This is a genomic window from Enterobacter asburiae, assembly GCF_024599655.1.
GTDB classification, from domain to species: domain Bacteria; phylum Pseudomonadota; class Gammaproteobacteria; order Enterobacterales; family Enterobacteriaceae; genus Enterobacter; species Enterobacter asburiae_D.
On record NZ_CP102247.1, the window covers coordinates 1,933,415 to 1,959,640 of the forward strand.

Below are 26,226 nucleotides of genomic sequence, written 5' to 3' on the forward strand. Positions count from 1 at the left end.
GCGTGAGCATGGATATTAGCGATTTTTACCAGACATTCTTTGATGAAGCCGACGAATTGTTGGCCGATATGGAGCAACACTTGCTCGATTTGGTGCCCGAAGCACCAGACTCCGAGCAGCTCAATGCCATCTTCCGTGCGGCGCACTCTATTAAAGGCGGAGCCGGAACGTTTGGATTTACCATCCTGCAGGAAACCACCCATTTAATGGAAAACCTGCTTGATGAAGCACGACGCGGTGAGATGCAGCTCAATACCGACATTATCAACCTGTTTTTGGAAACCAAAGATATTATGCAGGAACAGCTCGACGCCTATAAAAGTTCGGCAGAGCCTGATGCCGCCAGCTTTGAATACATCTGCAATGCGCTGCGCCAGCTCGCGCTGGAAGCAAAAGGTGAGGTTGCCGCCGCGGTTGTTCCGGCCGCAAAGCTGAGCGTTGTCGATGCGGTTGCGGCCGACGATGCCGCGCCAGCCGCTGCACAGGCGGGCAAACTGCGCGTTGTGCTGTCACGACTGAAAGAGAGTGAAGTTAACCTGCTGGAAGAAGAGCTGGGTAACCTGGCGAAATTAAGCAACGTGGTAAAAGGCAAAGACAGCCTGGCCGCGACGCTTGAGGACGGTATTGGCCAGGACGATATCGTCGCGGTGCTGTGCTTTGTGATTGAAGCTGACCAGATCGCCTTCGAAACCGAAGAGGCTGCGGTTGACGCCCCTGCGGCAGTGGAAGAGGTGGCCGTTGTCGCTCAGGCCGCCGCACCGGCTGTGACGCCTGCGGCCCCGGCGCTGAAGGCGGTGCCAAAAGAGGCCGCTGCGCCTGGCCGTGGCGAAAAGCCTGCCGCGCGCTCCAGCGAGTCAACCAGCATCCGCGTTGCGGTTGAGAAGGTTGACCAGCTGATTAACCTGGTGGGTGAACTGGTGATCACCCAGTCGATGCTGGCACAACGTTCTAACGAACTGGACCCGGTCACGCACGGCGATCTGATTACCAGCATGGGCCAGCTGCAGCGTAACGCCCGCGACCTGCAGGAATCGGTGATGTCCATCCGTATGATGCCGATGGAATATGTCTTCAGCCGCTTCCCGCGTCTGGTGCGCGACCTTGCCAGCAAGCTGAATAAACAGATTGAGCTGACCCTGATGGGCAGCTCAACCGAACTGGATAAGAGCCTGATCGAGCGTATCATCGACCCGTTAACGCACCTGGTGCGTAACAGCCTCGACCACGGTATCGAACTGCCGGAAAACCGCATTGCCGCCGGGAAATCGCCGGTCGGCAACCTGATTCTCTCTGCGGAACACCAGGGCGGGAACATTTGTATCGAAGTGACCGATGACGGCGCCGGTCTGAACCGCGAGCGCATCCTGGCAAAAGCGATTTCGCAGGGGATGGCGGTCAATGAAAACATGACCGACGAAGAAGTGGGCATGCTGATCTTCGCGCCGGGCTTCTCTACCGCAGAGCAGGTGACCGACGTGTCCGGGCGCGGCGTAGGCATGGACGTGGTGAAACGTAACATCCAGGAGATGGGCGGCCACGTTGAGATCCAGTCTAAACAGGGTTCCGGCACCACCATTCGCATTCTGCTGCCGCTGACGCTGGCGATCCTCGACGGCATGTCCGTCAAGGTGGCGGACGAAGTCTTTATCCTGCCGCTGAACGCCGTGATGGAATCCCTGCAGCCGCGTGAGGAAGATCTGCATCCGCTGGCGGGCGGCGAGCGCGTGCTCGAGGTTCGCGGTGAGTACCTGCCGCTGGTGGAACTGTGGAAAGTGTTCGAAGTGGACGGGGCGAAGACCGAGGCCACGCAGGGTATCGTGGTGATCCTGCAAAGCGCGGGCCGCCGCTACGCGCTGCTGGTCGATCAGCTGATTGGTCAGCACCAGGTGGTGGTGAAGAACCTCGAAAGCAACTACCGCAAAGTGCCGGGTATTTCTGCCGCCACCATTCTGGGTGATGGTAGCGTGGCGCTGATCGTCGATGTCTCGGCGCTTCAGGGATTAAATCGTGAACAACGTGTGGCGTACACAGCCGCCTGATTAAGTAGAAGGTAATAACATGACCGGTATGAGTAATGTAACGAAGCTGGCGGGCGAGCCATCAGGGCAGGAATTCCTGGTATTCACTTTAGGCGATGAGGAGTACGGCATCGATATCCTGAAAGTGCAGGAAATCCGTGGTTACGACCAGGTTACCCGCATCGCTAACACGCCTGCTTTTATTAAAGGTGTCACCAACCTGCGTGGCGTTATTGTGCCAATCGTGGATCTGCGCGTGAAGTTCAGCCAGGGCGACGTTGACTACAACGACAACACCGTGGTGATCGTCCTCAACCTGGGGCAGCGCGTGGTCGGCATCGTGGTGGACGGCGTATCTGATGTGCTTTCTCTGACCTCTGACCAAATTCGTCCGGCGCCGGAGTTTGCGGTCACGCTGTCGACCGAATACCTGACCGGTCTGGGCGCGCTCGGCGAGCGTATGCTGATTCTGGTGAACATTGAGAAGCTGCTGAACAGCGATGAGATGGCGCTGCTGGATATCGCCGCGAGTCATGTAGCATAAAACAAAGCCGGGTGGCGCTGACGCTTACCCGGCCTACGTGTTCGAGCCATTTGTAGGCCGGGTAAGGCGAAGCCGCCACCCGGCTTTTTTACATCCTTAAACTTCCTGCTCTACCAGCTCCGCTTCCGCTTCCCGCGCGCCTTCATTCTGCGACAGCATCGCGGTCGCAATACCATTCCCCAGAACGTTAATTGCGGAACGGCCCATATCCAGGAAGTGGTCGATCCCCATCAGCAGCAGAATACCCGCCACCGGAATGTTAAAGCTTGGGATCGTCGCTGCCAGCACCACCAGGGATGAACGCGGTACGCCCGCAATCCCTTTGGAGGCCAGCATCAGGGACAGCATCAGAACCGTCACTTCCGAGAAGCTCAGGTGAATGTTGTACGCCTGAGCGATAAACATCGAGGCGAAAGAGCAGTACACCATCGAACCCACCAGGTTGAAGGAGTAGCCGATCGGCAGAACGAAAGAGGCGATGTTGCGCGAGCAGCCAAAACGCTCCAGCTGCTCCAGCGTTTTAGGGTAGGCGGCTTCAGAGCTGCTGGTGGTAAAGGCCACCAGGACCGGATCTTTCAGCATGCTGACCAGGCGAAACACCTCTTTTTTCAGCACCATATAACCCACCGCCAGCAGCACCATGCAGGTGAGAAGAATGGCAACATAGTAACCGCCAATAAAGGAGGCGTAGTTCAGCAGAATGCCCAGACCCTGCGTGGCAATGACGGAGGAGATCGCCGCAAAAATGGCCAGCGGAGCAACGTACATCACGTAACCCGTTACCTTCAGCATGATATGGGAAACCACATCCAGCGCGGCCACCAGCGGCGCGTTGAATTTCTGCCCCAGCGACGCGCCGCCGATGCCGAAGAACATCGAGAACACCACAATCTGCAGGATCTCATTGTTCGACATCGCCCCCGCGATGCTGGTCGGAATGGTGTGCGACAGGAACGCTTTCAGCGTCATGCCGCCAACGGCCAGACCGGTATCCACCGCTTCGGTTGGGATCGTCAGGTTCAGACCGCTTCCCGGATGCTCCAGCGTGACGATAAACAGGCCGACCAGAATAGAGAGCACGGATGAGCTGATAAACCACACCATCGCTTTGCCGCCAACGCGGCCAATGGTGGAGGTTTCGCCCAGCTTCATAATGCCGACGGTGAGCGTGCTGAAGACCAAGGGTGCAATGACCATTTTGATCAGACGGAGGAAAATATCGGTCAGAAGGGTAATATTATCCGACCAGGCTGTGATGGCATCCGCAGATGCATATTCATGAATTGCTGCCCCTGAAAGAATACCCGCCAGCATGAATATCACGATGAAGAGTGTGAGTTTGTTTGCACTTGCCACGAAAAAAGACCCTCTATGCGCTTCAGATGTAGCCCGCATCGATACATATAAATTTTTTATTACGATGCGGGAAATTATTCGGCACATAAATTGACGCAAAGTGTAGGGGGATACAACTCCTTTTTAAGTTTTATTAATTTTGTTGTTATTGATCTGACGATATATTGTGATCTGTGTCACACATTAGTGGATATATTCTCTTTGGAAAAAATAAAATCGCGGATTAAATGTATTTAACCCTCTGTTATTAATATGAAAATTAAGTCAATAAGACATATGGCTTATGCGTGGAGGGGCGGGTGGTCGAAGCGATATCCGTAAACTAAATTCACATTAACCCCCTCAGAGGAACCTTAAGCGGGGCTAACATCTTGAACGACAAAAATAAAATGTGGCAAGGGAACGGAGACGTCTTCTGGAGGGTGGTAAATGAAAAGAAAACTTCTTTTGATCTGCGCAGGCACCTTACTGACTGCAACAACGGCCCATCAGGCGCTGGCCGTCACCAGCAGCGGCACCATTGGGGCGACGCTGACGCTGACAAACGGCTGTCTGATAAACGGATCGCCCGCGCAAAGCGGCATTAACTTCGGTACGCTCGATTTCGGTACCCATCCGGCAACCTTTTCCACGCTTACGACGCAGCTGAGCGGTGCCAGCGGCGGAAACACCTTCACCATTCAATGTACGACCGCAAGCTATACGGTCGCGATCACCGGTAATACCCACTCTACCGCGCCCGGCTCCGTTGTCGGTTCGCCGGGTACGCCTGAACGCTATCTGGTTAATACGGCCAACGCGGCACAGGGCGTGGCTTACAGCCTGTACAGCGACAGCGGGTTTAACACCGTGATTGCCAATAACGCCGCGTTGCCGATCGCCTCTACGACCGGAGGCGTGGATAGTTACACCCTCTACGGGCGTATTACCGGCGGTGGTAACAGCGTGACGGTCGTCCCGGGAACCTACACCGACACGATTAACGTCAGCGTCACCTACTAGTCCCGAACCGCCATGAAGGCAACTCTTACAGGTCTGCGCAAACACGCAGAGGGACGTGTGCAGCCTTTTTTCGCGCTGATCGTGGGATTGCTCATGATGCCCACGGCGAATGCGGTGACCTCACAGTCCTTTAAGGTCAGCGCGACGATTGTACCGGGATGCGCGGTGGCCACCGGTAGCGGAGGGCTTCTCGGCACGCTGGATTTTGGCAGCCATAACGGCGTCGAAAGCGCGCCGGTTAGCACCAGCTTTGTGCCAAACGGGGCGTTGTCCATCGCCTGTACGCCGGGCGTGGCGCTGAGCATGAGCATTAATGGCGGGCAGAATTATTCATCCGTTCGTCGGATGAAGCGGTCCGGTGGAGCAGAACTGGTGCCGTACCGGCTCTACAGCAGCAGCTCGCTGGCCGCGAACAGCGAAATTGGCGTCAACCAGGCGATACCGGTGACCTATACCAACAGCAATAACATCGCGCTGCCGCTTTTTGGCGTGGCGCTACTGACCGGGTTTAGCCCGGCGGGAACCTATTCCGATCAGCTCACCGTGACCCTGTCATGGTAATAAAGGGAGAGTATTGATGAAGCCATTTTTCAGACCCGTTTGTCTGGCGGGCGCGTTGGGAATGGCGGTTGCTGGCCAGGTTCAGGCGGCGGCCACCATCCTGCTCTGGCCGATCGATCCGTGGCTCGCTGCGGACGCCAACGCCACGGAACTGTGGATCCAGAACCAGGGAAACAGCGCCACGACGATGCAGGTTCGCATCGTGCGCTGGAAGCAGGAGGACGGACACGAGCGTTATACCGCGCAGCAGGACGTGGTCGCCAGCCCGCCGATCGTCACGATTGGCACGGGCAGCAAGCAGCTTATTCGCCTTATCAAACAGGCTTCAGTTCCCGCAGGGGTCGAACAGGCATATCGCATTATCGTCGATGAAATCCCCCAGCCTGATGCCAAAGCCGAACCCACCATCGGCCTCAAACTGCAGATGCGTTACTCCATCCCTCTGTTCGTATATGGGCAGGGGATCCCGACCATCAAAGAGGGGGCGCATCACGCGCTGGCGGAGACCCAAAACCTGAGCTGGCGGGTGACGCAGGCTGAGGGTAAGCCTGCGCTGGAGGTCAAAAATCGGGGTGATGTCCACGTCAGGCTAAGCCAGGTCGCGCTGGAGCAGGGGGGGCAGAAACGCACGGTGGCGGAGGGATTACTGGGTTATGTCCTTCCGGGCAGCACCCGCAGCTGGCCGGTACCCGCTGGCGTTCGTCAGCCAGAGCGGATGAGCGCGCAGATTAATGCCAGGGACGAACAATGGCAGCGACGCCCGTCAACTGAAGCCGGCGATGATGATCCTGCTATGCGTCAGCTCCGCGACCCTGGCCGAGCCCGGTGACGACAGTTTACCGCCGCCTCCTCAGGCGCAGGCGATAAATGATGAAGCGGTTTTCCAGCTTTCTCTCGTGGTCAACCACTACGATACCGGCCTGGTCGTACCCGTGACGCAGCGTAAAGGCGCTTTCTTTATCTCCAGCGCCGATTTGCTGCGCGCGGGGCTGCCCCCGTCGCATGTTCCCACCGGCGAGGTGAATCTCTCCTCGCTTGATCAGGTTCGGGTGGAGTACGACAGCGCCGCGCAGCGCCTGCTGCTGACCGTTCCCCGCGACTGGGTGACGGCCCGGGTAACCCCTTTCAGCGCACAAACGGCGCAGGCCAAACCGCACTACGGGCGCGGGGCGCTGCTGAATTACGATCTCTACACCAACCACACGGAGCATATCGGCGGTCAGGCGTCGCTCTGGCACGAGTTCCGCTACTTCAACGAGAACGGCTCCTTTTCCTCCACCGGCTACGCGCGGGAAAATTTCACCGGTAACGACGGCCAGCAGGAAGGGTATGTTCGCTATGACACGACCCTGCTGTTCACTAACGAAGATGACGCGATGAGCTGGAGCGTCGGGGATGTGATCAGCGATGCCCTGAGCTGGAGCTCCAGCGTGCGGATGGGTGGAATCAGCGTCGGGCGGGATTTCTCCCTGCGCCCTGACCTGGTGACATGGCCGCTGCCCGAGTTCGCGGGGGAAGCCGCGGTACCCACCTCGGTCGATCTCTTTATCAACGGCTATCGCTCCGGCTCAACCCAGCTTCAGCCGGGCCCCTTCACCCTGACTAATCTGCCCTATATCAACGGCGCCGGGGATGCGGTGCTGGTCACGACGGATGCGCTGGGGCGCCAGGTGAGCACTACGCTACCGTTTTACGTCACCAGCGACCTGCTTAAACAAGGGCTGAGCGACGGCGCCGTGACGCTGGGCGGCCTGCGGCGAAATTACGGTATCAAGAATTTTGACTACGGTTCCGCGGCAGGCAGCGGCTCGTATCGCTACGGGATGACGGACTGGCTAACGCTGGAGGGCCACGCGGAAGGGGCGCAGGAGCTGGCGCTGGGCGGCGTGGGGACGGTGATAAAACTCGGCCAGTTTGGCGTGGTGAACACCTCTTACTCGCAAAGCCGCATGCGCGGTGATGCGGGCGGGCAGATCAACTGGGGCTACCAGTACAGCACCAGCGCGTTTAGCGTCGCCACCCAGCACACGCGTCGCGACCGCGGCTTTGGCAACCTCGCCCTCTACGACCAGCCGACGGTGTATGACGAAAACGATAAACCCATCGCCAGCTTCAGCCGTAATACGGACCAGTATTCGCTGACCTTCAATCTGGGGCAGTACGGCAACGTTGGTGCGGCCTGGATCGGCGTGGAGAGTTTTGACAGCCAAAAAACCGAGCTGCTCAATCTCTCCTGGAGCCGCAATCTGTGGGGGGCGAGCAGCATTTACCTGGCTGGCAGCCGGGACCAGCAGCGAGGGGACTGGACGGTCGCGCTGTCCCTGCAGGTGCCGCTGGGGGCGCGCGACAGCGCTGCCGTCACCTTTGAAAACACTCCGGATGCAGGCAGTACCCAGCGCATCAACTATAACCACTCTATGCCTTCCGACGGCGGCTTCAGCTGGAACATGGCCTGGGCCAACCAGTCACGATCCAGTGATTATCAGCAGGCGACGCTGGGCTGGCGCAATAACAACATAGAGCTGCAGGGCGGCGGCTATGGCGAAAGGGACACCATGACCTGGTGGGGCGAGGCGATGGGTTCCGTTGTGCTGATGGACGGCGAGCTGTTTGCGGCGAATAAGATCAACGATGCGTTCGTGGTCATCAGTACCGACGGCCACCCGGACGTTCCCGTCAGCTACGAGAATCAGCCCGTCGGTAAAACCAATAACAGCGGCTACCTGCTGGTGAGCGGGGTGTCGGCGTATTACCCGGCAAGCTACCGGATTGATACCCTCAATCTGCCGGCGGATACCCGTCTGAAAGAGACCGAGCGGCGGATCGCAATCCGCCGTCACAGCGGCTATCTGGTCGATTTCCCGATGGAGCAGGAGCGGGTGGCAAGCGTCATTCTGCATGACGCGCACGGGCAGTCGTTGCCGGTGGGAAGCCAGGTTCGACGCGCCTCGCGCAGCAATGCGGTGGTGGGGTATGACGGCATTGCCTGGCTGGAAAATCTCAGCGATGTGAACCCGCTTGAGGTGATTACACCTGACGGAAAACGCTGCAAGACTACTCTGACCGTGGGGGCCAATCCGGAGCACAAGCTGCAAACCTACGGTCCGCTGGTATGTCGGGAGGGGCCATGACGCGCCTGCTGCTGTTGATGCTGCTGCTTTTCTCCGGCGGCGGCTGGGCGGCGTGTACCGTCAGTACGGTTAATGCGTCGTTTGGCAGCGTCACCTCGTTCGCGCTCAGCGGAACCGGGGAGGTGGAAACCACCGGCAGGCTGGTGGTGGCGTGTGATACCGTGCTCAACGTCCTGACCAACGATTCGGTGACCCTGAGCTACACCGCGGCATCAGTGTCGGGCAACAGTCGCGCGACCATGAAACGTACGGATAATGCGGCCATTACGGACGTAATCCCCACCCGGTTGTGCGGATTATCGGCTTGCGCGAGCAGCAGCGAGGTGCAGATAAGTAAAACGTATACCTGGAGCGGGAATACGCTGCTGGGGCTGCTGGGGACAAAGCAGTACAACATTCCGCTCTATTTTCGCACCGTCGCCGGACAAAACGTCACGGCGGGGCCTTACCAGGTGATGTTGACGTTCAGCATCAACTACAGCGTCTGCGCGTTAGGCGTGGGAAGCCTTTGTACGAACCCCCAGACGGGAACCGCGACAACCACCATACTGTTAGATATGACCGTCACCAACGACTGCAGCGCCATGACCACGCCAGATGTGAACTTCAACAGCGCGCCGCTGGTACAAAGTTTCCCCACCGTCTCACAGGCGATTGCCGTCACCTGTACCAAAGGAAGTTCGTATACCATCGGCATTAATAACGGTGCCAACGCGCTGAACAACGTGCGGCGGATGGTGAGCGGCAGCAACACCATGAGCTACGACATCTATAAGGAAGCTACCACTAACCGCTGGGGCAGCAGCGGCAGCGAGCGCTGGTCCAGCGCGGTGTCGTCCCAGGTCAGTACCGACGGCTTACTGCGCACCTACAACTACACCGCGAAAGTCCTGACCAATCAGGCCACGCCGCCCGCTGGAACCTACACCGACACGCTGATTGTCGACGTGGCGTTTTAACCCCGCGCTTTTCCCTTTCTCAAATGTAAAGTTCCTGTGGGCAGTGCCGATAACACCGTTAATAAATCTATGAGAAGGTGTTGTATGTTGAACCGTATCCGCGTTGTCACAATGCTCATGATGGTGCTGGTCATTTTCGCACTTCTTCAGCTTATTTCCGGCGGGCTTTTTTTCTCGTCATTAAAACAGAACCAGGACAGCTTCGCGGCCTCGAACGATCTGCGCCTGCAGCAGAGTGAACTCACGTCGACGTGGGATCTGATGCTGCAAACGCGTATCAACCTGAGCCGCTCGTCCGCGCGCATGATGATGGATCCCAACAATCAGCAGAGCAGCGCGAAAACCGATCTGTTGAAAAATGCCCGTGCCACCCTCGCTGACGCCGCTAAACACTACGACGCCTTCAAGAAGATCGCCCCGCAGCCTGCTATGGAGCAGGTGAGCCAGAACATCGATGAAAAATACAACGCCTATCATACCGGCCTGACGGAGCTGATTCAGTTCCTGGAGAGCGGCAACATGGACGCCTATTTCGCGCAGCCAACGCAGGGGATGCAAAACGCACTCGGCGCGGCGCTGGGGGAATACGCGAAGGCCAGCGGGGATCTCTATCACTCGGCCTTTACCGCAAGCCAGAATGACTACCGCTTTGCGAAATGGCAGATGGCCGTGATGGCGCTGGCGCTGGTCATTGTGCTGATCGCGGTCTGGTACGGCATTCGCCATATCCTGCTGAACCCTCTCGGTCGCGTCATTGCCCACATTCGTGAAATTGCCGGCGGGGACCTGACCAAAACGCTGACCGTTTCCGGGCGCAATGAGATCACCGAGCTGGCAAACAGCGTTGACCATATGCAGCGTTCGTTAATCGAAACCGTCGCCAACGTGCGCAACGGGTCGGAGGCTATCTATACCGGCACCAGCGAAATTGCGATGGGGAATAACGATCTCTCATCCCGTACCGAGCAGCAGGCGTCCGCCCTGGAAGAGACGGCCGCCAGCATGGAGCAGCTCACCGCAACCGTGAAGCAGAACGCCGATAACGCCCGCCAGGCGTCTCAGCTGGCAGAAAGCGCCTCCGAAACGGCGCAGCGCGGCGGTCGCGTGGTGGATGGCGTGGTGAAAACCATGCACGAAATCGCCGACAGCTCGAAGAAAATCGCCGACATCATCAGCGTTATCGACGGCATTGCCTTCCAGACCAACATTCTGGCGCTGAACGCCGCCGTGGAAGCGGCGCGTGCAGGCGAACAGGGACGCGGGTTTGCCGTGGTGGCCGGGGAAGTGCGCAACCTGGCCAGCCGCAGCGCCAACGCGGCAAAAGAGATCAAGTCGCTGATTGAAGATTCCGTCTCCCGCGTGGATACCGGCTCCGTGCTGGTGGAAAGCGCCGGGGAGACCATGAATGACATCGTGAATGCCGTCACCCGCGTGACGGACATCATGGGTGAAATCGCCTCTGCGTCTGATGAGCAGAGTCGTGGTATCGACCAGGTTGCCCTGGCGGTATCGGAAATGGATCGCGTGACACAGCAAAACGCCGCGCTGGTGCAGGAGTCCGCTGCGGCGGCCGCTGCCCTGGAAGACCAGGCGAGCCGTCTGAAGATGGCCGTCTCGGCGTTTCGTCTCGCTTCACTCGCTGGAAACACGGTCACCCCGCAGGCGACGTATCGCGCGCCAGCCGCTGAATCGGCTGCAAACCGTACGCGCGCCGCGACGACCGGACAAGATGAAAACTGGGAAACATTTTGACTGACAATTAAACCGCGGCTGCTTGCCGCTTGATGGGAGCGTGGATGTTAAATCGTATTCGTATCTCGACCACACTGTTTTTGATTTTGATCCTTTGCGGTGTGTTGCAGGTTGGCAGTAACGGGTTGTCTTTTTGGGCGTTTCGCGATGGCTATCAGAATTTGCAGGAAGTTGAGGCGAGTAATCAGCAGCGCTCCGCACTGGCACAAACGCGTGCCGTGCTGTTGCAGGCAAGCACTGCGCTGAACAAGGCGGGAACCTTAACCGCGCTGAGTTATCCGGCGGATGACATTAAAGCGCTGATGGCGACCGCGCGCGACAGCCTGAAGCAGGCTGACGCACAGTTTAAAGCCTTTACGGCGCAGGCCGCCGACAGCGAGAAAGAGAAAGCGCTGAAGGCCGCCATGAAGACGAACTTTGAGCAGTGGTACAGCGATCTGGACCACCAGGCGACGTGGCTTGAAAACAACCAGCTTTCGGACTTTATGACCGCACCGGTTCAGGCGTCTCAGGCGGCGTTTGACGGCAGCTTTAACGCGTGGCAGCAGGATATTAACCAGTCTGTTCAGCGTGCCGGTGACCAGAGCCGTCAAAGCTATCACATGTCGGGCGTCATCTTTGCCGTGGTGGTGATCCTGGCAGGGCTGCTGACCGGCGGGGCACTGCTCTGGTCGCGCAGAATGATTGTGCAGCCGCTGGCGATTATCAGCAGCCACTTCGACAGCATTGCGAAAGGGGACCTGGCGCGTCCGGTCGCGGTGTTCGGCAAAAACGAAATTTCGGCGATCTTTGCCAGCCTGAAGGCGATGCAGGGATCGCTGCGGGAAACGGTGAGCGACGTGCGGCAGGGCAGCTATGCCATGCACACCGGGATCTCCGAGATTGCGGCGGGCAACAACGATCTCTCGTCCCGCACCGAGCAGCAGGCGGCCTCGCTGGCGCAGACGGCGGCCAGCATGGAGCAGTTGACCGCGACGGTAGGCCAGAACGCCGATAACGCGCGCCAGGCGTCTGACCTGTCAAAACAGGCGGCGATGACGGCGAAGAAAGGCGGAGATCAGGCCTCCCATGTCGCCAGCACCATGCAGGAGATTGCCACCAGTTCGCAGAAAATTGGTGACATCATCAGCGTGATTGACGGTATCGCGTTCCAGACCAACATTCTGGCGCTGAATGCCGCCGTTGAAGCGGCGCGTGCCGGTGAGCAAGGGCGCGGATTTGCGGTGGTGGCGGGGGAAGTACGTAACCTGGCGAGCCGCAGCGCCAACGCGGCGAAAGAAATTAAGATCCTGATCGAAGAGTCGGTGTCGCGCGTTCAGCAGGGCTCAACGCTGGTGGATACGGCGGCGAAAACCATGCACGAGATCGTCACCTCCGTCACGCGGGTGAACGACATCATGGGCGAGATTGCCTCTGCGTCGGATGAACAGCGTCGCGGGATTGAGCAGGTTGCCCAGGCCGTCAGCCAGATGGATCAGGTGACGCAACAGAACGCCTCGTTAGTCGAGGAAGCGGCAGCGGCAACCGATCAGCTGGCCAGCCAGGCCGACCGTCTGACCGGACTGGTCGCGGTATTTAATGTGAAAGAGCACGTTGAAGCAGTAACAGAAGTCGGGCGGTCGCAGGCCGTGCCAGTTGTATCCTGAATGTAATTAAGAAGGCGCTATGACATCACCAATGCCCCCTGGGCAAACGTCATTACTGTTGCAGATGACACAGCGCCTCGCGCTGTCCGACGCGCATTTTCGTCGGATATGTCAGTTAATCTACCAGCGTGCGGGGATCGTGCTTGCGGATCATAAGCGGGACATGGTCTACAACCGTCTGGTGCGGCGCTTGCGCACGCTGGGGCTGGATGATTTTGGCCGCTATCTGAGCATGCTCGAGGCGAACCAGAACAGCGCAGAGTGGCAGGCTTTTATTAACTCGTTAACCACCAACCTGACGGCGTTTTTCCGCGAAGCTCACCACTTCCCGGTCCTGGCCGAGCACGCCCGCCGTCGCACCGGGGAGTATCGCGTATGGAGTGCCGCCGCCTCGACGGGGGAAGAGCCGTACTCGCTGGCGATCACCCTTGCTGACACCCTGGGGATGACGCCCGGACGCTGGAAAGTCTACGCCAGCGATATCGATACCGAAGTGCTGGAGAAGGCGCGTAACGGCGTGTATCGCCAGGATGAACTGAAAACGCTGTCGCCGCAGCAGCTGCAGCGTTATTTCATGCGCGGCACGGGCCCGCATGAAGGCCTGGTACGCGTACGCCAGGAGCTGGCGAACTGCGTCGAATTCGCGCCCGTTAACCTGCTGGATAAGCAGTACAACGTGCCGGGGCCGTTCGACGCCATTTTTTGCCGTAACGTCATGATCTATTTTGATAAAACGACGCAACAGGACATTCTGCGTCGGTTTGTTCCGTTGCTCAAGCCTGACGGTTTACTGTTTGCCGGGCACTCGGAAAACTTCAGCAACCTCGCGCGTGAGTTTAGCCTGCGTGGGCAAACGGTATATGCGCTGAGTAAGGAAAAAGCATGAGTAAAATCAGGGTGTTGTCTGTCGATGATTCAGCGCTGATGCGTCAGATCATGACTGAAATTATCAATAGCCACAGCGACATGGAGATGGTGGCCACTGCGCCCGATCCTCTGGTAGCGCGGGATTTAATTAAAAAATATAACCCCGACGTGCTAACGCTGGATGTCGAGATGCCGCGCATGGATGGCATCGATTTCCTCGAAAAATTAATGCGGCTTCGGCCCATGCCGGTGGTAATGGTCTCCTCCCTGACCGGTAAAGGATCGGAAATCACCCTGCGCGCGCTGGAGCTGGGGGCGGTGGATTTTGTCACCAAACCGCAGCTCGGCATTCGCGAAGGGATGCTGGCCTACAGCGAAATGATCGCGGAGAAGATCCGCACCGCGTCGCGTGCGAAGCTTGCTGCGCATACGCCATTGGCTGCGCCTGCGACCCTGAAGGCCGGTCCCTTACTCAGCTCGGAAAAACTGCTGGTGATTGGGGCGTCAACCGGAGGAACAGAGGCAATTCGTCATGTACTCCAGCCATTGCCGCTTTCAAGTCCGGGTATTCTGATCACTCAGCATATGCCGCCAGGCTTTACCCGTTCGTTCGCCGAACGCCTGAACAAGCTGTGCCAGATCAGCGTGAAAGAGGCGGAAGACGGCGAGCGCGTGCTCCCGGGACATGCCTATATCGCCCCAGGGGACAAGCATATGGAGCTGTCGCGCAGCGGCGCTAACTATCAAATCAAAATTCATGACGGGCCGCCGGTCAACCGGCACCGTCCGTCGGTGGATGTGCTGTTTCATTCGGTGGCGAAACATGCGGGGCGCAACGCCGTTGGGGTGATCCTGACGGGGATGGGCAACGACGGTGCCGCCGGAATGCTTGCAATGCACCAGGCTGGCGCCTGGACGATTGCGCAGAATGAAGCAAGTTGTGTGGTGTTCGGCATGCCGCGCGAGGCCATCAATATGGGTGGCGTGAGCGAAGTGGTCGATCTTAGCCAGGTAAGCCAGCAGATGCTGGCGAAAATCAGTGCCGGACAGGCAATACGTATTTGACTCAGGAGTATTATTTTATGGCGGATAAAGAGCTTAAGTTTTTGGTTGTGGATGACTTTTCCACCATGCGTCGCATCGTGCGCAACCTGCTGAAAGAGCTGGGCTTCAACAACGTTGAAGAAGCAGAAGACGGCGTTGATGCGCTGAACAAACTGCAGGCTGGCGGGTTTGGTTTTGTTATCTCCGACTGGAACATGCCTAACATGGACGGTCTGGAACTGCTGAAAACCATTCGCGCCGATGCGGGAATGGCGTCTATGCCGGTTCTGATGGTCACAGCAGAAGCGAAAAAAGAGAACATCATTGCCGCTGCACAGGCGGGCGCAAGCGGCTATGTGGTGAAGCCATTCACCGCGGCAACCCTGGAAGAGAAGCTCGGTAAGATCTTCGAGAAACTCGGCATGTGAGGTGATGGAAATGTTGCAACCTGCTATGAAACCCGTTGAAGAACACTCGCCGAGCGATATCATCGTCCGCATCGGCAGCCTGACGCGCATGCTGCGTGACAGCCTGCGCGAGCTGGGTCTGGATCAGGCGATTGCCGAAGCGGCGGAAGCCATTCCTGATGCCCGCGATCGTCTGGACTACGTTGTGCAGATGACTGCTCAGGCTGCTGAGCGTGCGCTGAACAGCGTTGAAGCGTCACAGCCGCACCAGGATGCGATGGAAAAGGGGGCGAAAGCGCTGAGCAAACGCTGGGACGAGTGGTTTGAGAACCCTATCGAGCTGGCGGATGCCCGCGAGCTGGTGACGGATACCCGTCAGTACCTGGGTGATGTGCCGGGCCACACCAGCTTCACCAACGCCCAACTGCTGGACATCATGATGGCGCAGGATTTCCAGGACCTGACCGGTCAGGTGATCAAGCGCATGATGGATGTTATCCAGGAGATTGAGCGTCAGCTGCTGATGGTTCTGCTGGAGAACATTCCGGAACCGGCAGCCCGTCCAAAACGCGAGAACGAAAGTCTGCTCAATGGTCCTCAGCTCGACGCCAGCAAGGCGGGCGTTGTGGCAAGCCAGGATCAGGTCGACGACCTGCTGGACAGCCTCGGCTTCTGATTGCCAATTCCGCCTCAGGAGGTTTACGCCACCTGAGGCGGTTTGTGACAAAATCACCGAAAAGAGCCCGAATAAACGGGCTTTTCCCGCCATTGGATTTCCGCTGCGCTGGCATGATACCCGTGACGTAATGGGCTGAGCATGCACTGTGGCAGAAGAGAACGACGACAAAACGGAAGCCCCCACACCCCACCGACTAGAAAAGGCGCGTGAGGAAGGGCAGATCCCCCGATCCCGAGAATTGACCTCCCTGCTGATCCTTATCGTAGGGGTGTGCATTATCTGGTGGGGCGGGGAGTCGCTCGCCCGCAAGCTGGCGGGAATGTTGTCCACCGGCTTACGCTTTGACCACAGCATGGTCAACGATCCGAATCTGATCCTCAGCCAGATTATTCAGCTTATTAAAGGAGCCATGGTCGCGCTGTTGCCCCTGATTACCGGTGTTGTGCTGGTCGCGCTGGTCTCTCCGGTGATGCTCGGCGGTCTGGTTTTTAGTGCCAAATCGCTGCAACCGAAATTTTCCAAACTGAACCCGCTGCCGGGCATTGCGAAAATGTTCTCTGCGCAGACCGGGGCTGAGCTGCTCAAAGCCGTTCTCAAATCGGTGCTGATGGGCAGTTCCGCGGGGTTTTACCTCTGGTACCACTGGCCGGAAATGATGCGTCTTATCAGCGAATCGCCGCTCACCGCAATGAGCAATGCGCTGAATCTGGTCGGGCTCTGCGCGCTGCTGGTGGTGCTCAGCATTATCCCGATGGTGGGTTTTGACGTGATCTTCCAGCTTTATACCCACTTCAAAAAACTGCGCATGTCACGGCAGGATATTCGTGACGAATATAAGCAGATGGAAGGTGACCCGCACGTAAAAGGGCGCATCCGCCAGATGCAGCGTGCCGCCGCCCGACGCCGCATGATGGAAGATGTGCCGAAGGCCGACGTCATTGTTACCAACCCGACGCACTATTCCGTTGCGCTGCGCTATGACGAAAACAAAATGAGCGCGCCGAAAGTCGTCGCGAAAGGGGCTGGACTGATCGCGCTGCGCATCCGGGAAATTGGCACAGAACACCGCGTGCCGATCCTCGAAGCCCCTCCGCTGGCGCGTGCCCTGTACCGCCATGCGGATATTGGACAACAGATCCCGGGACAACTCTACGCCGCCGTGGCGGAAGTGCTGGCCTGGGTATGGCAGTTGAAGCGCTGGCGTCTGGCCGGCGGTCAACGGCCTGTGAAACCTGAGAACCTTCCGGTGCCTGCCGCGCTGGATTTTATGAACGAGAAGGACACTGATGGCTAATCTGGTGGCAATGTTGCGCCTGCCCGGCAACCTGAAATCGACCCAATGGCAGATCCTTGCCGGGCCGATTCTGATCCTGCTAATTCTGTCGATGATGGTACTGCCGCTCCCGGCGTTCATCCTCGATCTGCTTTTCACTTTCAATATTGCGCTGTCCATAATGGTGCTGCTGGTGGCGATGTTCACCCAGCGTACCCTGGAGTTCGCCGCGTTCCCGACCATTCTGCTGTTTACCACCTTGCTACGCCTGGCGCTGAACGTCGCGTCCACGCGTATCATCCTGATGGAAGGTCACACCGGTGCGGCAGCGGCAGGTAAAGTGGTGGAGGCGTTCGGCCACTTCCTGGTGGGCGGCAATTTCGCTATCGGTATCGTGGTGTTCGTTATCCTCGTTATCATCAACTTTATGGTTATCACCAAAGGTGCAGGGCGTATCGCGGAAGTGGGCGCGCGTTTTGTGCTGGACGGGATGCCGGGCAAGCAGATGGCGATCGACGCCGACCTGAACGCCGGTCTTATCGCTGAAGATGAAGCCAAAAAACGCCGTTCGGAAGTGACGCAGGAAGCGGACTTCTACGGCTCCATGGACGGTGCGAGTAAGTTTGTGCGCGGTGACGCCATCGCGGGCATTCTGATCATGGTGATTAACGTGGTCGGCGGCCTGCTGGTGGGGGTATTGCAGCACGGGATGGACATGGGCCACGCGGCGGAGAGCTATACGCTGCTGACCATTGGTGACGGTCTGGTTGCGCAGATCCCGGCGCTGGTTATCTCCACGGCGGCGGGTGTGATTGTGACCCGCGTGAGCACCGATCAGGACGTTGGCGAGCAGATGGTGGGCCAGCTTTTCAGTAACCCGCGCGTGATGCTGCTGGCCGCTGCCGTTCTGGGTTTGCTCGGCCTGGTGCCGGGTATGCCAAACCTGGTGTTCCTGCTGTTTACGGCGGGTCTGCTGGGGCTAGCCTGGTGGATGCGCGGTCGTGAAACCAAACCGGCAGCGGAGCCTGTTCCGGTAAAAATGCCGGAGAATACCCAGGCCGTCGAAGCGACCTGGAACGACGTTCAGCTGGAAGATTCCCTGGGCATGGAAGTGGGCTATCGCCTGATTCCGATGGTCGATTTCCAGCAGGATGGCGAGCTGCTTGGCCGTATCCGCAGCATCCGTAAAAAATTCGCGCAGGATATGGGCTTCCTGCCGCCGGTTGTTCACATCCGCGACAATATGGACCTGCCGCCCGCGCGCTACCGTATTCTGATGAAAGGTGTCGAAATTGGCAGCGGTGATGCCTATCCGGGCCGCTGGCTGGCGATTAACCCCGGCACCGCCGCAGGCACGCTGCCGGGCGAGCAAACCATCGATCCGGCCTTTGGCCTGGCCGCTATCTGGATTGAAAGTGCCCTGAAAGAGCAGGCGCAGATCCAGGGGTATACGGTTGTCGAGGCCAGTACCGTGGTGGCGACCCACCTTAACCATCTGATTGGGCAATTCTCGGCGGAGCTCTTTGGCCGCCAGGAAGCGCAGCAGCTGCTGGACCGCGTCACGCAGGAGATGCCGAAGCTGACCGAAGATCTGGTCCCGGGCGTGGTGACGCTGACGACGCTGCACAAGGTGCTGCAAAACCTGCTCGAAGAAAAGGTGCCGATCCGCGATATGCGCACCATTCTGGAAACGCTGGCAGAGCATGCGCCAATCCAGAGCGATCCGCACGAGCTGACGGCGGTGGTGCGCGTGGCGCTGGGCCGCGCGATCACCCAGCAGTGGTTCCCGGGAACCGGAGAAGTGCAGGTTATTGGCCTCGATACGCCGCTTGAACGTCTGCTGCTGCAGGCTCTGCAGGGCGGGGGCGGCCTGGAGCCGGGGCTGGCGGACCGTCTGCTGGCGCAAACGCAGGAGGCGCTGGCGCGTCAGGAGATGCTGGGGGCGCCGCCGGTGCTGCTGGTGAACCATGCGCTGCGTCCGCTGCTGTCGCGCTTCCTGCGTCGTAGCCTGAATCAGCTGGTCGTGCTGTCGAATCTGGAGCTGTCGGATAACCGTCATATCCGCATGACCGCGACGATTGGAGGAAAATAATGCGTAAATGGCTTTGGATTTTGCTCTTCCCGCTGGCGGCACAGGCTAGCGGGGAGGGGACCTGGCAGGCGAGCAGCATGGGTGTGACCCTCAGCAACCGGGGCGTCGCCATGTCCTCTAACCCGCTGTCGCCTTCTGACGGGGTGTCCGGTCAGATGGGCCTTGTGGTCTGGAACTACCGGCTGATTGGCCCTACGCCAGCGGGCCTGCGGGTGCGCCTCTGCTCCCAGACGCGCTGCACGGAAATCGACGGCGAAAACGGCACGACACAGGCATTCAACGGCGTACCGGCGATTGAACCTCTGCGTTTCATCTGGGAAGTGCCGGGCGGTGGACGCTTAATCCCGGCCCTGAAAGTACAGAGTAATTCTGTCATCGTGAACTACCGCTAACACCCTGTCTTTTCACCAGCCATCAGGCATTTCTGATGGCTGGCTCTCAAAATTGCCCTCATCTTTTGAATAAATAGAAACGCTGTTTTATAAATAAGTGACGCGCGTGACGATACTCTTTGCATTTTTGCCATTCACCCGCCAGGTGATGGCAGAAACAGAAAGGTATCAACATGCCGATGCAATTACTGTAGCCGTATAAAAGCTCCCGGATGAAGCTTGCTTGCAGGGAGTCTCCCAAAACTGATTAGGGTTGACGGCAATGAAAACACGTAAAATTGGACTCGCAAATTATCTTGCTTACGGGTCAGGCGATTTCCTCGGGGCGGGTACCACCGCCCTGACGGCGGCCTGGCTTTTATATTTCTATACCACCTTCTGCGGGCTCTCACCGATCGAAGCAACCTTCATCTTTGCCGCGGCAAGGGTGCTGGATGCCGTAGTTAGCCCGTTAATGGGCTTTTTAACCGATAACTTTGGTACGACCTGGTTCGGTAAGCGCTTTGGCCGCCGTAAGTTCTTTATCCTGCTGGGAATTCCGTGCGTTTTCAGCTACTCGCTGATGTGGGTAGGGGACATGAGCTTCTGGTACTACCTGCTGACCTATCTGCTGTTTGATATTGTCTACACCATGATTCTGGTGCCGTACGAAACGCTGGTGCCGGAAATGACCGACGACTTTAAGCAGAAAACCAAGTTCTCCGGGGCGCGTATCTCTATGGCGCAGATGTCCGCCATTCTGGCCTCTTTCCTGCCGGGGATCCTGTTGACCCACTTCGGGAAAGACAACGCGGTTTCCTTCTTCTATGCAAGCCTGGTCTTCTCCGTGCTTTGCGCGCTGATGCTGACCTTCGTCTGGTTCTTCACCTGGGAACGCCCGCGCGAAGAGTGGTCTGAAGCGGCGCTGCGTGCTGAAGAAGAGAAGAAGAAGCTGACGCTGGGGCAGAGCCTCAACCGTCTGTTCGTCGAGTTAAGCTCGACGCTGCGCATCAAGATTTTCCGTCAGCATCTGGGCATGTACCTCGGCGGCTATATCGCGCAGGACGTGTTTAATGCGGTATTCACCTACTACGTGGTGTTCGTGCTGATGCAGGAAGCGTCAATGGCGTCCAATCTGCTGGGCACGATGGCCATCTTCCAGTTCCTTGCGGTTATCGCCATGATCCCGCTGTGTATCCGCTTCGGGCCTGCGCCGTCCTACCGCATGGTGGTGGTGCTGTTTGGTCTGGCATCAATTTCCTACGCCGTGCTCTATTACGCGGGCCTGAGCGACGTTTACGCTCTGCTGTTGCTGATCTCTGCGGTGGCGGGCCTTGGTCGCGGCGGAATCAACTATGTGCCATGGAATACCTACACCTACATTGCTGACGTGGATGAAGTGATCACCGGCCAGCGCCGCGAAGGGATCTTCGCGGGCATCATGACCCTGACCCGTAAGGCGTCACAGGCCGGTGCGGTGATGCTGGTGGGCATTGTGATGCAGATGTCCGGCTTTGTCAGCGGTCAGAAAGTGCAGCCTGCGGAAGTGAGCCACACCATTTTGATGATCCTGAGCGTGGGCACCATCCTGGTGCTGTTCTGCGGCTTCCTCGTTTCCCTGCGCTTCAAGCTCAATTTGCAGACCCACAGCACGCTGCGCGAGGAGACCGCGAAAATGCGTGAATGTGGTCATGCGATGCCTGAGTCAGCGACGCCACACGCCCGCGCCACCGTCGAGATGCTGGCCGGTATGCCTTATGAGTCACTGTGGGGCAATAACAACATCGGCTATCTGAATCGCAACAAGCCAGCGGCGCCTTCGCTGAAGGATCGCGCGGTACTGAATTCGACATACAACAGAGGTTAAGATAATGAAAGTTTGGCCTGTCAAACATAGCCCGTTACTGCGTCAGCCAGAGCGCTTTATCGCCCGGGACGAGCTGAAATCGCTGATTCAAAAGGTGACGCATAGCCTGGTCAATATCCACGACAAAACGGGTGAATTTTTGCTGCGGCTGGACGACGGGCGCGTGATCGACACCAAAGGCTGGGCCGGATGGGAGTGGACGCACGGCGTCGGCCTGTACGGTATCTGGCAGTATTACTGCCAGACCGGCGACGAAGGTATGCGAGACATCATCGACGGCTGGTTTGCCGACCGCTTTGCGGAAGGCGCGACCACCAAAAACGTGAATACCATGTCGCCGTTCCTGACGCTGGCCTATCGCTACGAAGAGACCAAAAATCAGGCCTGGCTGCCGTGGCTGGAAAGCTGGGCGGAATGGGCGATGGCCGAGATGCCGCGCACTGAACACGGCGGGATGCAGCACATCACCCTGGCGGAAGAGAACCATCAGCAGATGTGGGACGATACGCTGATGATGACGGTATTGCCGCTGGCGAAAATCGGCAAGCTGCTCAACAAACCGGAATACGTTGAAGAGGCGGTGTATCAGTTCCTGCTGCACGTGCAGAACCTGATGGACCGGGAGACCGGGCTGTGGTTCCACGGCTGGAGCTACGACGGTAATCATAACTTTGCCCGTGCCCGCTGGGCGCGCGGCAACAGCTGGCTCACCATCGTGATCCCGGACTTTCTCGAGCTTGTGGACCTGCCGGAAAACAGCGCCGTGCGCCGCTACCTGGTGAAGGTATTGAATGCGCAGATTGCCGCGCTGGCGAAATGTCAGGACGACAGCGGGCTATGGCATACGCTGCTCGACGATCCACATTCGTATCTTGAGGCGTCCGCCACGGCAGGGTTTGCCTACGGCATTCTGAAAGCCGTGCGCAAGCGCTACGTTGGCGCGGAGTATGCCGAAGTGGCAGAAAAAGCGATTCGCGGTATCGTCAAAAATATTTCGCCGGAAGGCGAGCTGCTGCAAACCTCGTTCGGTACGGGGATGGGGAGCGATCTGGAGTTTTATCGCCAGATCCCGCTGACCTCGATGCCGTACGGGCAGGCGATGGCGATACTGTGTCTGACGGAGTATTTGCGGAAATACTTCTGAACCTGTGGATATCCCCGGTGGCGCTGCGCTTACCGGGGCTACAAAAAAAAACCGGCTTGCGCCGGGTTTTTTGTATTACATGCGTTCTACGGTTTCGATACCCAGGGTATCCAGACCCAGCTTCAGGGTCTTCGCCGTGAGCTGCGCCAGCTTCAGGCGGCTGTTGCGGACCGATTCGTTTTCCGCAGACAGAATAGGGCAGTGCTCGTAGAAGCCGGAGAACAGACCCGCCAGATCGTACAGGTAAGCACACATCACGTGCGGCGTTCCGTCACGCGCGACAACCGTCAGCGTCTCTTCGAACTGCAGCAGACGCGCCGCCAGCTGCGCTTCACGATCTTCGGTGATGGTCACGGCTGCATTCGCCAGTACGCTTTCATCGATGTTTGCCTTACGGAATACGGAGAGCACGCGGGTGTAGGCATACTGCATGTAAGGCGCCGTGTTGCCTTCAAACGCCAGCATGTTATCCCAGTCGAAGATATAGTCGGTGGTGCGGTTCTTGGAGAGATCCGCGTATTTCACCGCACCGATACCCACGGCGTTGGCCAGTTTTTCCAGCTCATCGGCAGGCATGTCCGGGTTCTTCTCGGCCACCAGACGGCGGGCGCGTTCCAGCGCTTCGTCCAGCAGGTCGGACAGCTTAACGGTACCGCCAGCACGGGTTTTGAACGGCTTGCCGTCTTTACCCAGCATCATGCCGAACATGTGGTGTTCCAGCGGAACGCAATCCGGCACGTAACCGGCTTTACGCACGATGGTCCACGCCTGCATCAGGTGCTGGTGCTGACGGGAGTCGATGTAGTACAGCACGCGGTCAGCATGCAGCGTTTCGTAACGGTATTTCGCGCAGGCGATATCGGTTGTGGTGTAGAGGTAGCCGCCATCCTTTTTCTGGATGATCACGCCCATCGGTTCACCTTCCTTGTTTTTGTACTCATCAAGGAACACCACCGTTGCGCCTTCGCTCTCAACCGCCAGGTGCTTGGCTTTCAGGTCGGCCACAATGCCGGGCAGCATTGGGTTATAGAGGCTTTCACCCATCACGTCGTCACGGGTCAGGGTGACGTTCAGGCGGTTATAGGTAAGCTGGTTCTGAGACATGGTGATGTCGACCAGCTTGCGCCACATCTCGAGGAAATATTGATCGCCGCCCTGCAGTTTTACCACGTAGCTGCGCGCGCGCTCGGCAAAGGCTTCGTCTTCGTCGTAGTGCTTTTTAGCTTCGCGGTAGAACCCTTCCAGGTCCGCCAGCGCCATTTCACCCGCGTTTTCCTGCTGCTGTTTTTCCAGGTAAGCAATCAGCATGCCGAACTGGGTACCCCAGTCGCCCACGTGGTTCGCGCGGATCACCTTGTGACCGAGGAACTCGAGCGTGCGCACTGCGGCATCACCGATGATGGTGGAGCGCAGGTGGCCAACGTGCATCTCTTTCGCCACGTTCGGGGCAGAGTAGTCGATCACGACGGTCTGCGCCTCCGGCTGGGAAACGCCCAGACGGTCAGATTTCAGCGCCGCGTCAACGTGGCGTGCCAGGAACGCAGGCTCAAGGAAGATGTTGATAAAGCCCGGACCGGCGATTTCGGTTTTGCTGGCAATGCCGGAAAGATCCAGATGCGTCAGTACCTGCTCAGCGAGCTGTCGCGGCGGCATGCCCAGTTTTTTAGCCACTGCCATCACGCCATTAGCCTGATAGTCGCCAAACTGTACTTTTGCTGACTGACGAACCTGCGGTTCGCAATCCGCAGGCGCGCCTGCGGCAATCAGTGCCTGACTGACTTTTTCGGAGAGAAGAGCCTGAATATTCACCTGGATACCTTACGTTTTTGATGCGGGCTTACAACCGCCCGCGCCAGTTAAAGAATTTAGGGCGGGAGTATACTGCAAATGCCTTCTGGCGTCAGCATTGCGGGGCCTGAAGATTGCTCAGAATCCAGGCGGTGAAGGTGTGCATAATCATGCAGTCGCAAAAAGCCGGATTCTGCGGTTGGTCAAAACAGGGCAACAGAGTAAATTAGCGGCTTTGCGACACGAAATGAGAGTGAATTATGGCGAACTGGCTATCCATTGACGAACTGCATGATATTTCCGCAGATTTACCGCGCTTCACCCAGGCGTTCACAGAACTTGCCACCCGTCTGGGTCTGGATATCGCACCGCTTGAGGCCGATCACATCTCTTTGCGCTGTCATCAGAATGCCACCGCCGAGCGCTGGCGTCGTGGGTTTGAGCAGTGTGGTGAGTTACTGTCCGAGAACATCATCAACGGTCGCCCCATTTGCCTGTTTAAACTCCATGAACCGGTGAACGTGGCGCACTGGCAATTCACCGTGGTTGAACTGCCGTGGCCGGGTGAGAAACGCTATCCACACGAAGGCTGGGAACATATCGAAATTGTTCTGCCGGGAGAGCCGGAGACGTTAAACGCGCGCGCGCTGGCCCTGCTTTCTGACGAGGGCTTAAGCAAGCCGGGAATTTTTGTGAAGACGAGTTCACCCAAAGGCGAGCGCGAGCGGTTGCCTAACCCGACGCTGGCCGTCACTGACGGACAGGTTACGGTGAAGTTTCATCCGTGGACCATTGAGCAGATCGTTGCCAGCGAAGCGTAAGAGATGTGAGTTCACGCCGGGACTGAAAACGGACGGCGTGGCAAGATGGTTCGTTTAGTGGGATTTCAGGAGGATTAAATGGCGCTGCTGGAGATTTGTTGTTACAGCGTGGAGTGTGCCGTGACCGCGCAAAAGCACGGGGCTGACCGCATTGAACTGTGCGCGGCACCCAAAGAGGGCGGGCTGACGCCGTCCTTCGGCGTATTGAAGTCTGCCCGTCAGGCCGTCACCATTCCCGTGCACCCGATTATTCGTCCGCGCGGCGGTGATTTTTGTTACACGGCGGGCGAGTTCAGTGCCATGCTTGATGATATCGCGCTCGTTCGGGACCTGGGGTTTCCGGGGCTGGTGACCGGCCTGCTGGATGAAGACGGCAATATCGATCTACCGCGCATGCGTCAGATTATGAGCGCCGCGCAGGGGCTGGCCGTCACATTTCATCGCGCATTTGATATGTGTAAGGATCCGCTTCAGGCCTTTGAAACGCTTGGAGAACTTGGCGTAGCGCGCATTCTGACATCGGGCCAGCAGGCGTCAGCTGAAAAAGGACTGCAATTAATTACGGAACTAAAAGCACATTCCGGTGTTCCAATAATAATGGCGGGTGCGGGAGTCCGCGCCAGCAATCTGGAACGGTTTTTAAACGCCGGGGTAGAAGAGCTGCACAGCTCCGCGGGTAAATGGATACCTTCACCCATGCGTTATCGCAACACAGGATTGTCAATGTCGACGGATGCTGAAGCGGATGAGTATTCACGCTATGGCGTAGAGGGAGAGTCGGTTGCGGAAATGAAGTCGCTGATTGAGCGCCATCACGTGTAGCAACGTACCGATTTTTACCGCGCATCATGTCGCCCAATATGATGCTTGCTTGTACCAGGCCCCTGCAATTTCAACAGGGGCC

21 protein-coding genes and 1 pseudogene are annotated in these 26,226 nt (G+C 58.0%); 20 read left to right on the top strand and 2 right to left on the bottom strand.

The genetic code is table 11. From position 1 onward, the window contains the following. Window positions 1–2: 2 nt before the first annotated feature. On the top strand, window positions 3–2,039 hold the full coding sequence (gene cheA, locus NQ230_RS09135; protein ID WP_213822352.1) for a chemotaxis protein CheA: 2,037 nt from the start codon (window positions 3–5) through the stop codon (window positions 2,037–2,039). Window positions 2,040–2,058: 19 nt separating this feature from the next. Beyond that, window positions 2,059–2,562, top strand: a complete 504-nt coding sequence (gene cheW / locus NQ230_RS09140; RefSeq protein ID WP_008500420.1) for a chemotaxis protein CheW — start codon at window positions 2,059–2,061, stop codon at window positions 2,560–2,562. A gap of 96 nt (window positions 2,563–2,658) precedes the next feature. Here the strand turns inward: cheW and NQ230_RS09145 are convergent, their stop codons facing one another. Continuing rightward, entirely contained in the window at window positions 2,659–3,918 is a 1,260-nt protein-coding gene (locus tag NQ230_RS09145; protein ID WP_257260850.1) for a dicarboxylate/amino acid:cation symporter, read from the bottom strand. 429 nt (window positions 3,919–4,347) lie between these two features. On the opposite strand from NQ230_RS09145, the gene NQ230_RS09150 reads away from it, so the two are divergent. The 16 genes and pseudogenes from NQ230_RS09150 (at window position 4,348) to bglB (ending at window position 22,713) form a co-directional block, all read left to right on the top strand. Continuing rightward, the gene (locus NQ230_RS09150; protein ID WP_121424229.1) at window positions 4,348–4,920 is read left to right on the top strand and encodes a Csu type fimbrial protein; all 573 of its coding nucleotides are present in this window, start codon (window positions 4,348–4,350) and stop codon (window positions 4,918–4,920) included. A 93-nt stretch (window positions 4,921–5,013) separates the two neighbouring features. After that, window positions 5,014–5,481, top strand: coding sequence for a Csu type fimbrial protein (locus NQ230_RS09155; RefSeq protein WP_423257813.1), 468 nt, complete (start codon window positions 5,014–5,016; stop codon window positions 5,479–5,481). Window positions 5,482–5,497: 16 nt separating this feature from the next. Then, a pseudogene (locus NQ230_RS09160) lies at window positions 5,498–6,244 on the top strand (fimbrial biogenesis chaperone); the annotation flags it as partial. Further along, on the top strand, window positions 6,213–8,612 hold the full coding sequence (locus NQ230_RS09165; protein ID WP_257260853.1) for a fimbria/pilus outer membrane usher protein: 2,400 nt from the start codon (window positions 6,213–6,215) through the stop codon (window positions 8,610–8,612). The pseudogene NQ230_RS09160 and the gene NQ230_RS09165, both read left to right, overlap by 32 nt. Then, window positions 8,609–9,571, top strand: coding sequence for a Csu type fimbrial protein (locus NQ230_RS09170; protein ID WP_213822365.1), 963 nt, complete (start codon window positions 8,609–8,611; stop codon window positions 9,569–9,571). Before NQ230_RS09165 ends, NQ230_RS09170 begins: the two co-directional genes overlap by 4 nt. A gap of 84 nt (window positions 9,572–9,655) precedes the next feature. Then, entirely contained in the window at window positions 9,656–11,323 is a 1,668-nt protein-coding gene (tar, locus tag NQ230_RS09175) for a methyl-accepting chemotaxis protein II (protein ID WP_257260855.1), read from the top strand. A gap of 44 nt (window positions 11,324–11,367) precedes the next feature. Further along, the gene (gene tap / locus NQ230_RS09180; RefSeq protein ID WP_257260856.1) at window positions 11,368–12,969 is read left to right on the top strand and encodes a methyl-accepting chemotaxis protein IV; all 1,602 of its coding nucleotides are present in this window, start codon (window positions 11,368–11,370) and stop codon (window positions 12,967–12,969) included. 19 nt (window positions 12,970–12,988) lie between these two features. After that, the gene (cheR, locus tag NQ230_RS09185) at window positions 12,989–13,855 is read left to right on the top strand and encodes a protein-glutamate O-methyltransferase CheR (RefSeq protein ID WP_023312253.1); all 867 of its coding nucleotides are present in this window, start codon (window positions 12,989–12,991) and stop codon (window positions 13,853–13,855) included. Beyond that, window positions 13,852–14,901 carry a protein-glutamate methylesterase/protein-glutamine glutaminase gene (locus NQ230_RS09190; RefSeq protein ID WP_029741783.1) on the top strand — a complete coding sequence of 350 codons (1,050 nt, stop codon included), beginning with the start codon at window positions 13,852–13,854 and terminating at the stop codon, window positions 14,899–14,901. Before cheR ends, NQ230_RS09190 begins: the two co-directional genes overlap by 4 nt. Before the next feature lie 17 nt (window positions 14,902–14,918). After that, a complete protein-coding gene (gene cheY / locus NQ230_RS09195; protein ID WP_008500431.1) occupies window positions 14,919–15,308 on the top strand; it encodes a chemotaxis response regulator CheY in 390 nt (129 codons plus the stop codon). Between the two features lie 10 nt (window positions 15,309–15,318). After that, window positions 15,319–15,963, top strand: coding sequence for a protein phosphatase CheZ (cheZ, locus tag NQ230_RS09200; RefSeq protein WP_023312251.1), 645 nt, complete (start codon window positions 15,319–15,321; stop codon window positions 15,961–15,963). Between the two features lie 148 nt (window positions 15,964–16,111). Next, entirely contained in the window at window positions 16,112–17,260 is a 1,149-nt protein-coding gene (gene flhB / locus NQ230_RS09205) for a flagellar biosynthesis protein FlhB (protein WP_024909679.1), read from the top strand. After that, window positions 17,253–19,331: a flagellar biosynthesis protein FlhA gene (flhA, locus tag NQ230_RS09210; protein ID WP_024909680.1), complete on the top strand. Its 2,079-nt coding sequence runs from the start codon at window positions 17,253–17,255 to the stop codon at window positions 19,329–19,331. The genes flhB and flhA overlap by 8 nt, the downstream gene beginning before the upstream one ends. Then, window positions 19,331–19,723, top strand: a complete 393-nt coding sequence (gene flhE, locus NQ230_RS09215; protein ID WP_219323095.1) for a flagellar protein FlhE — start codon at window positions 19,331–19,333, stop codon at window positions 19,721–19,723. The genes flhA and flhE overlap by 1 nt, the downstream gene beginning before the upstream one ends. A gap of 262 nt (window positions 19,724–19,985) precedes the next feature. Continuing rightward, window positions 19,986–21,569, top strand: a complete 1,584-nt coding sequence (locus NQ230_RS09220) for an MFS transporter (RefSeq protein ID WP_257260858.1) — start codon at window positions 19,986–19,988, stop codon at window positions 21,567–21,569. Between the two features lie 4 nt (window positions 21,570–21,573). After that, window positions 21,574–22,713: a beta-galactosidase BglB gene (gene bglB, locus NQ230_RS09225; RefSeq protein WP_257260859.1), complete on the top strand. Its 1,140-nt coding sequence runs from the start codon at window positions 21,574–21,576 to the stop codon at window positions 22,711–22,713. Between the two features lie 75 nt (window positions 22,714–22,788). On the opposite strand, the gene argS is transcribed toward bglB, so the two are convergent. Then, complete coding sequence (gene argS, locus NQ230_RS09230; protein WP_257260861.1) at window positions 22,789–24,522, bottom strand: arginine--tRNA ligase; 1,734 nt, start codon at window positions 24,520–24,522, stop codon at window positions 22,789–22,791. 239 nt (window positions 24,523–24,761) lie between these two features. Between argS and NQ230_RS09235 the strand changes: the two genes are divergently transcribed. Continuing rightward, window positions 24,762–25,322 carry a VOC family protein gene (locus NQ230_RS09235; RefSeq protein ID WP_257260863.1) on the top strand — a complete coding sequence of 187 codons (561 nt, stop codon included), beginning with the start codon at window positions 24,762–24,764 and terminating at the stop codon, window positions 25,320–25,322. A 78-nt stretch (window positions 25,323–25,400) separates the two neighbouring features. Then, on the top strand, window positions 25,401–26,144 hold the full coding sequence (cutC, locus tag NQ230_RS09240) for a copper homeostasis protein CutC (RefSeq protein WP_159514436.1): 744 nt from the start codon (window positions 25,401–25,403) through the stop codon (window positions 26,142–26,144). Window positions 26,145–26,226 lie beyond the last annotated feature (82 nt).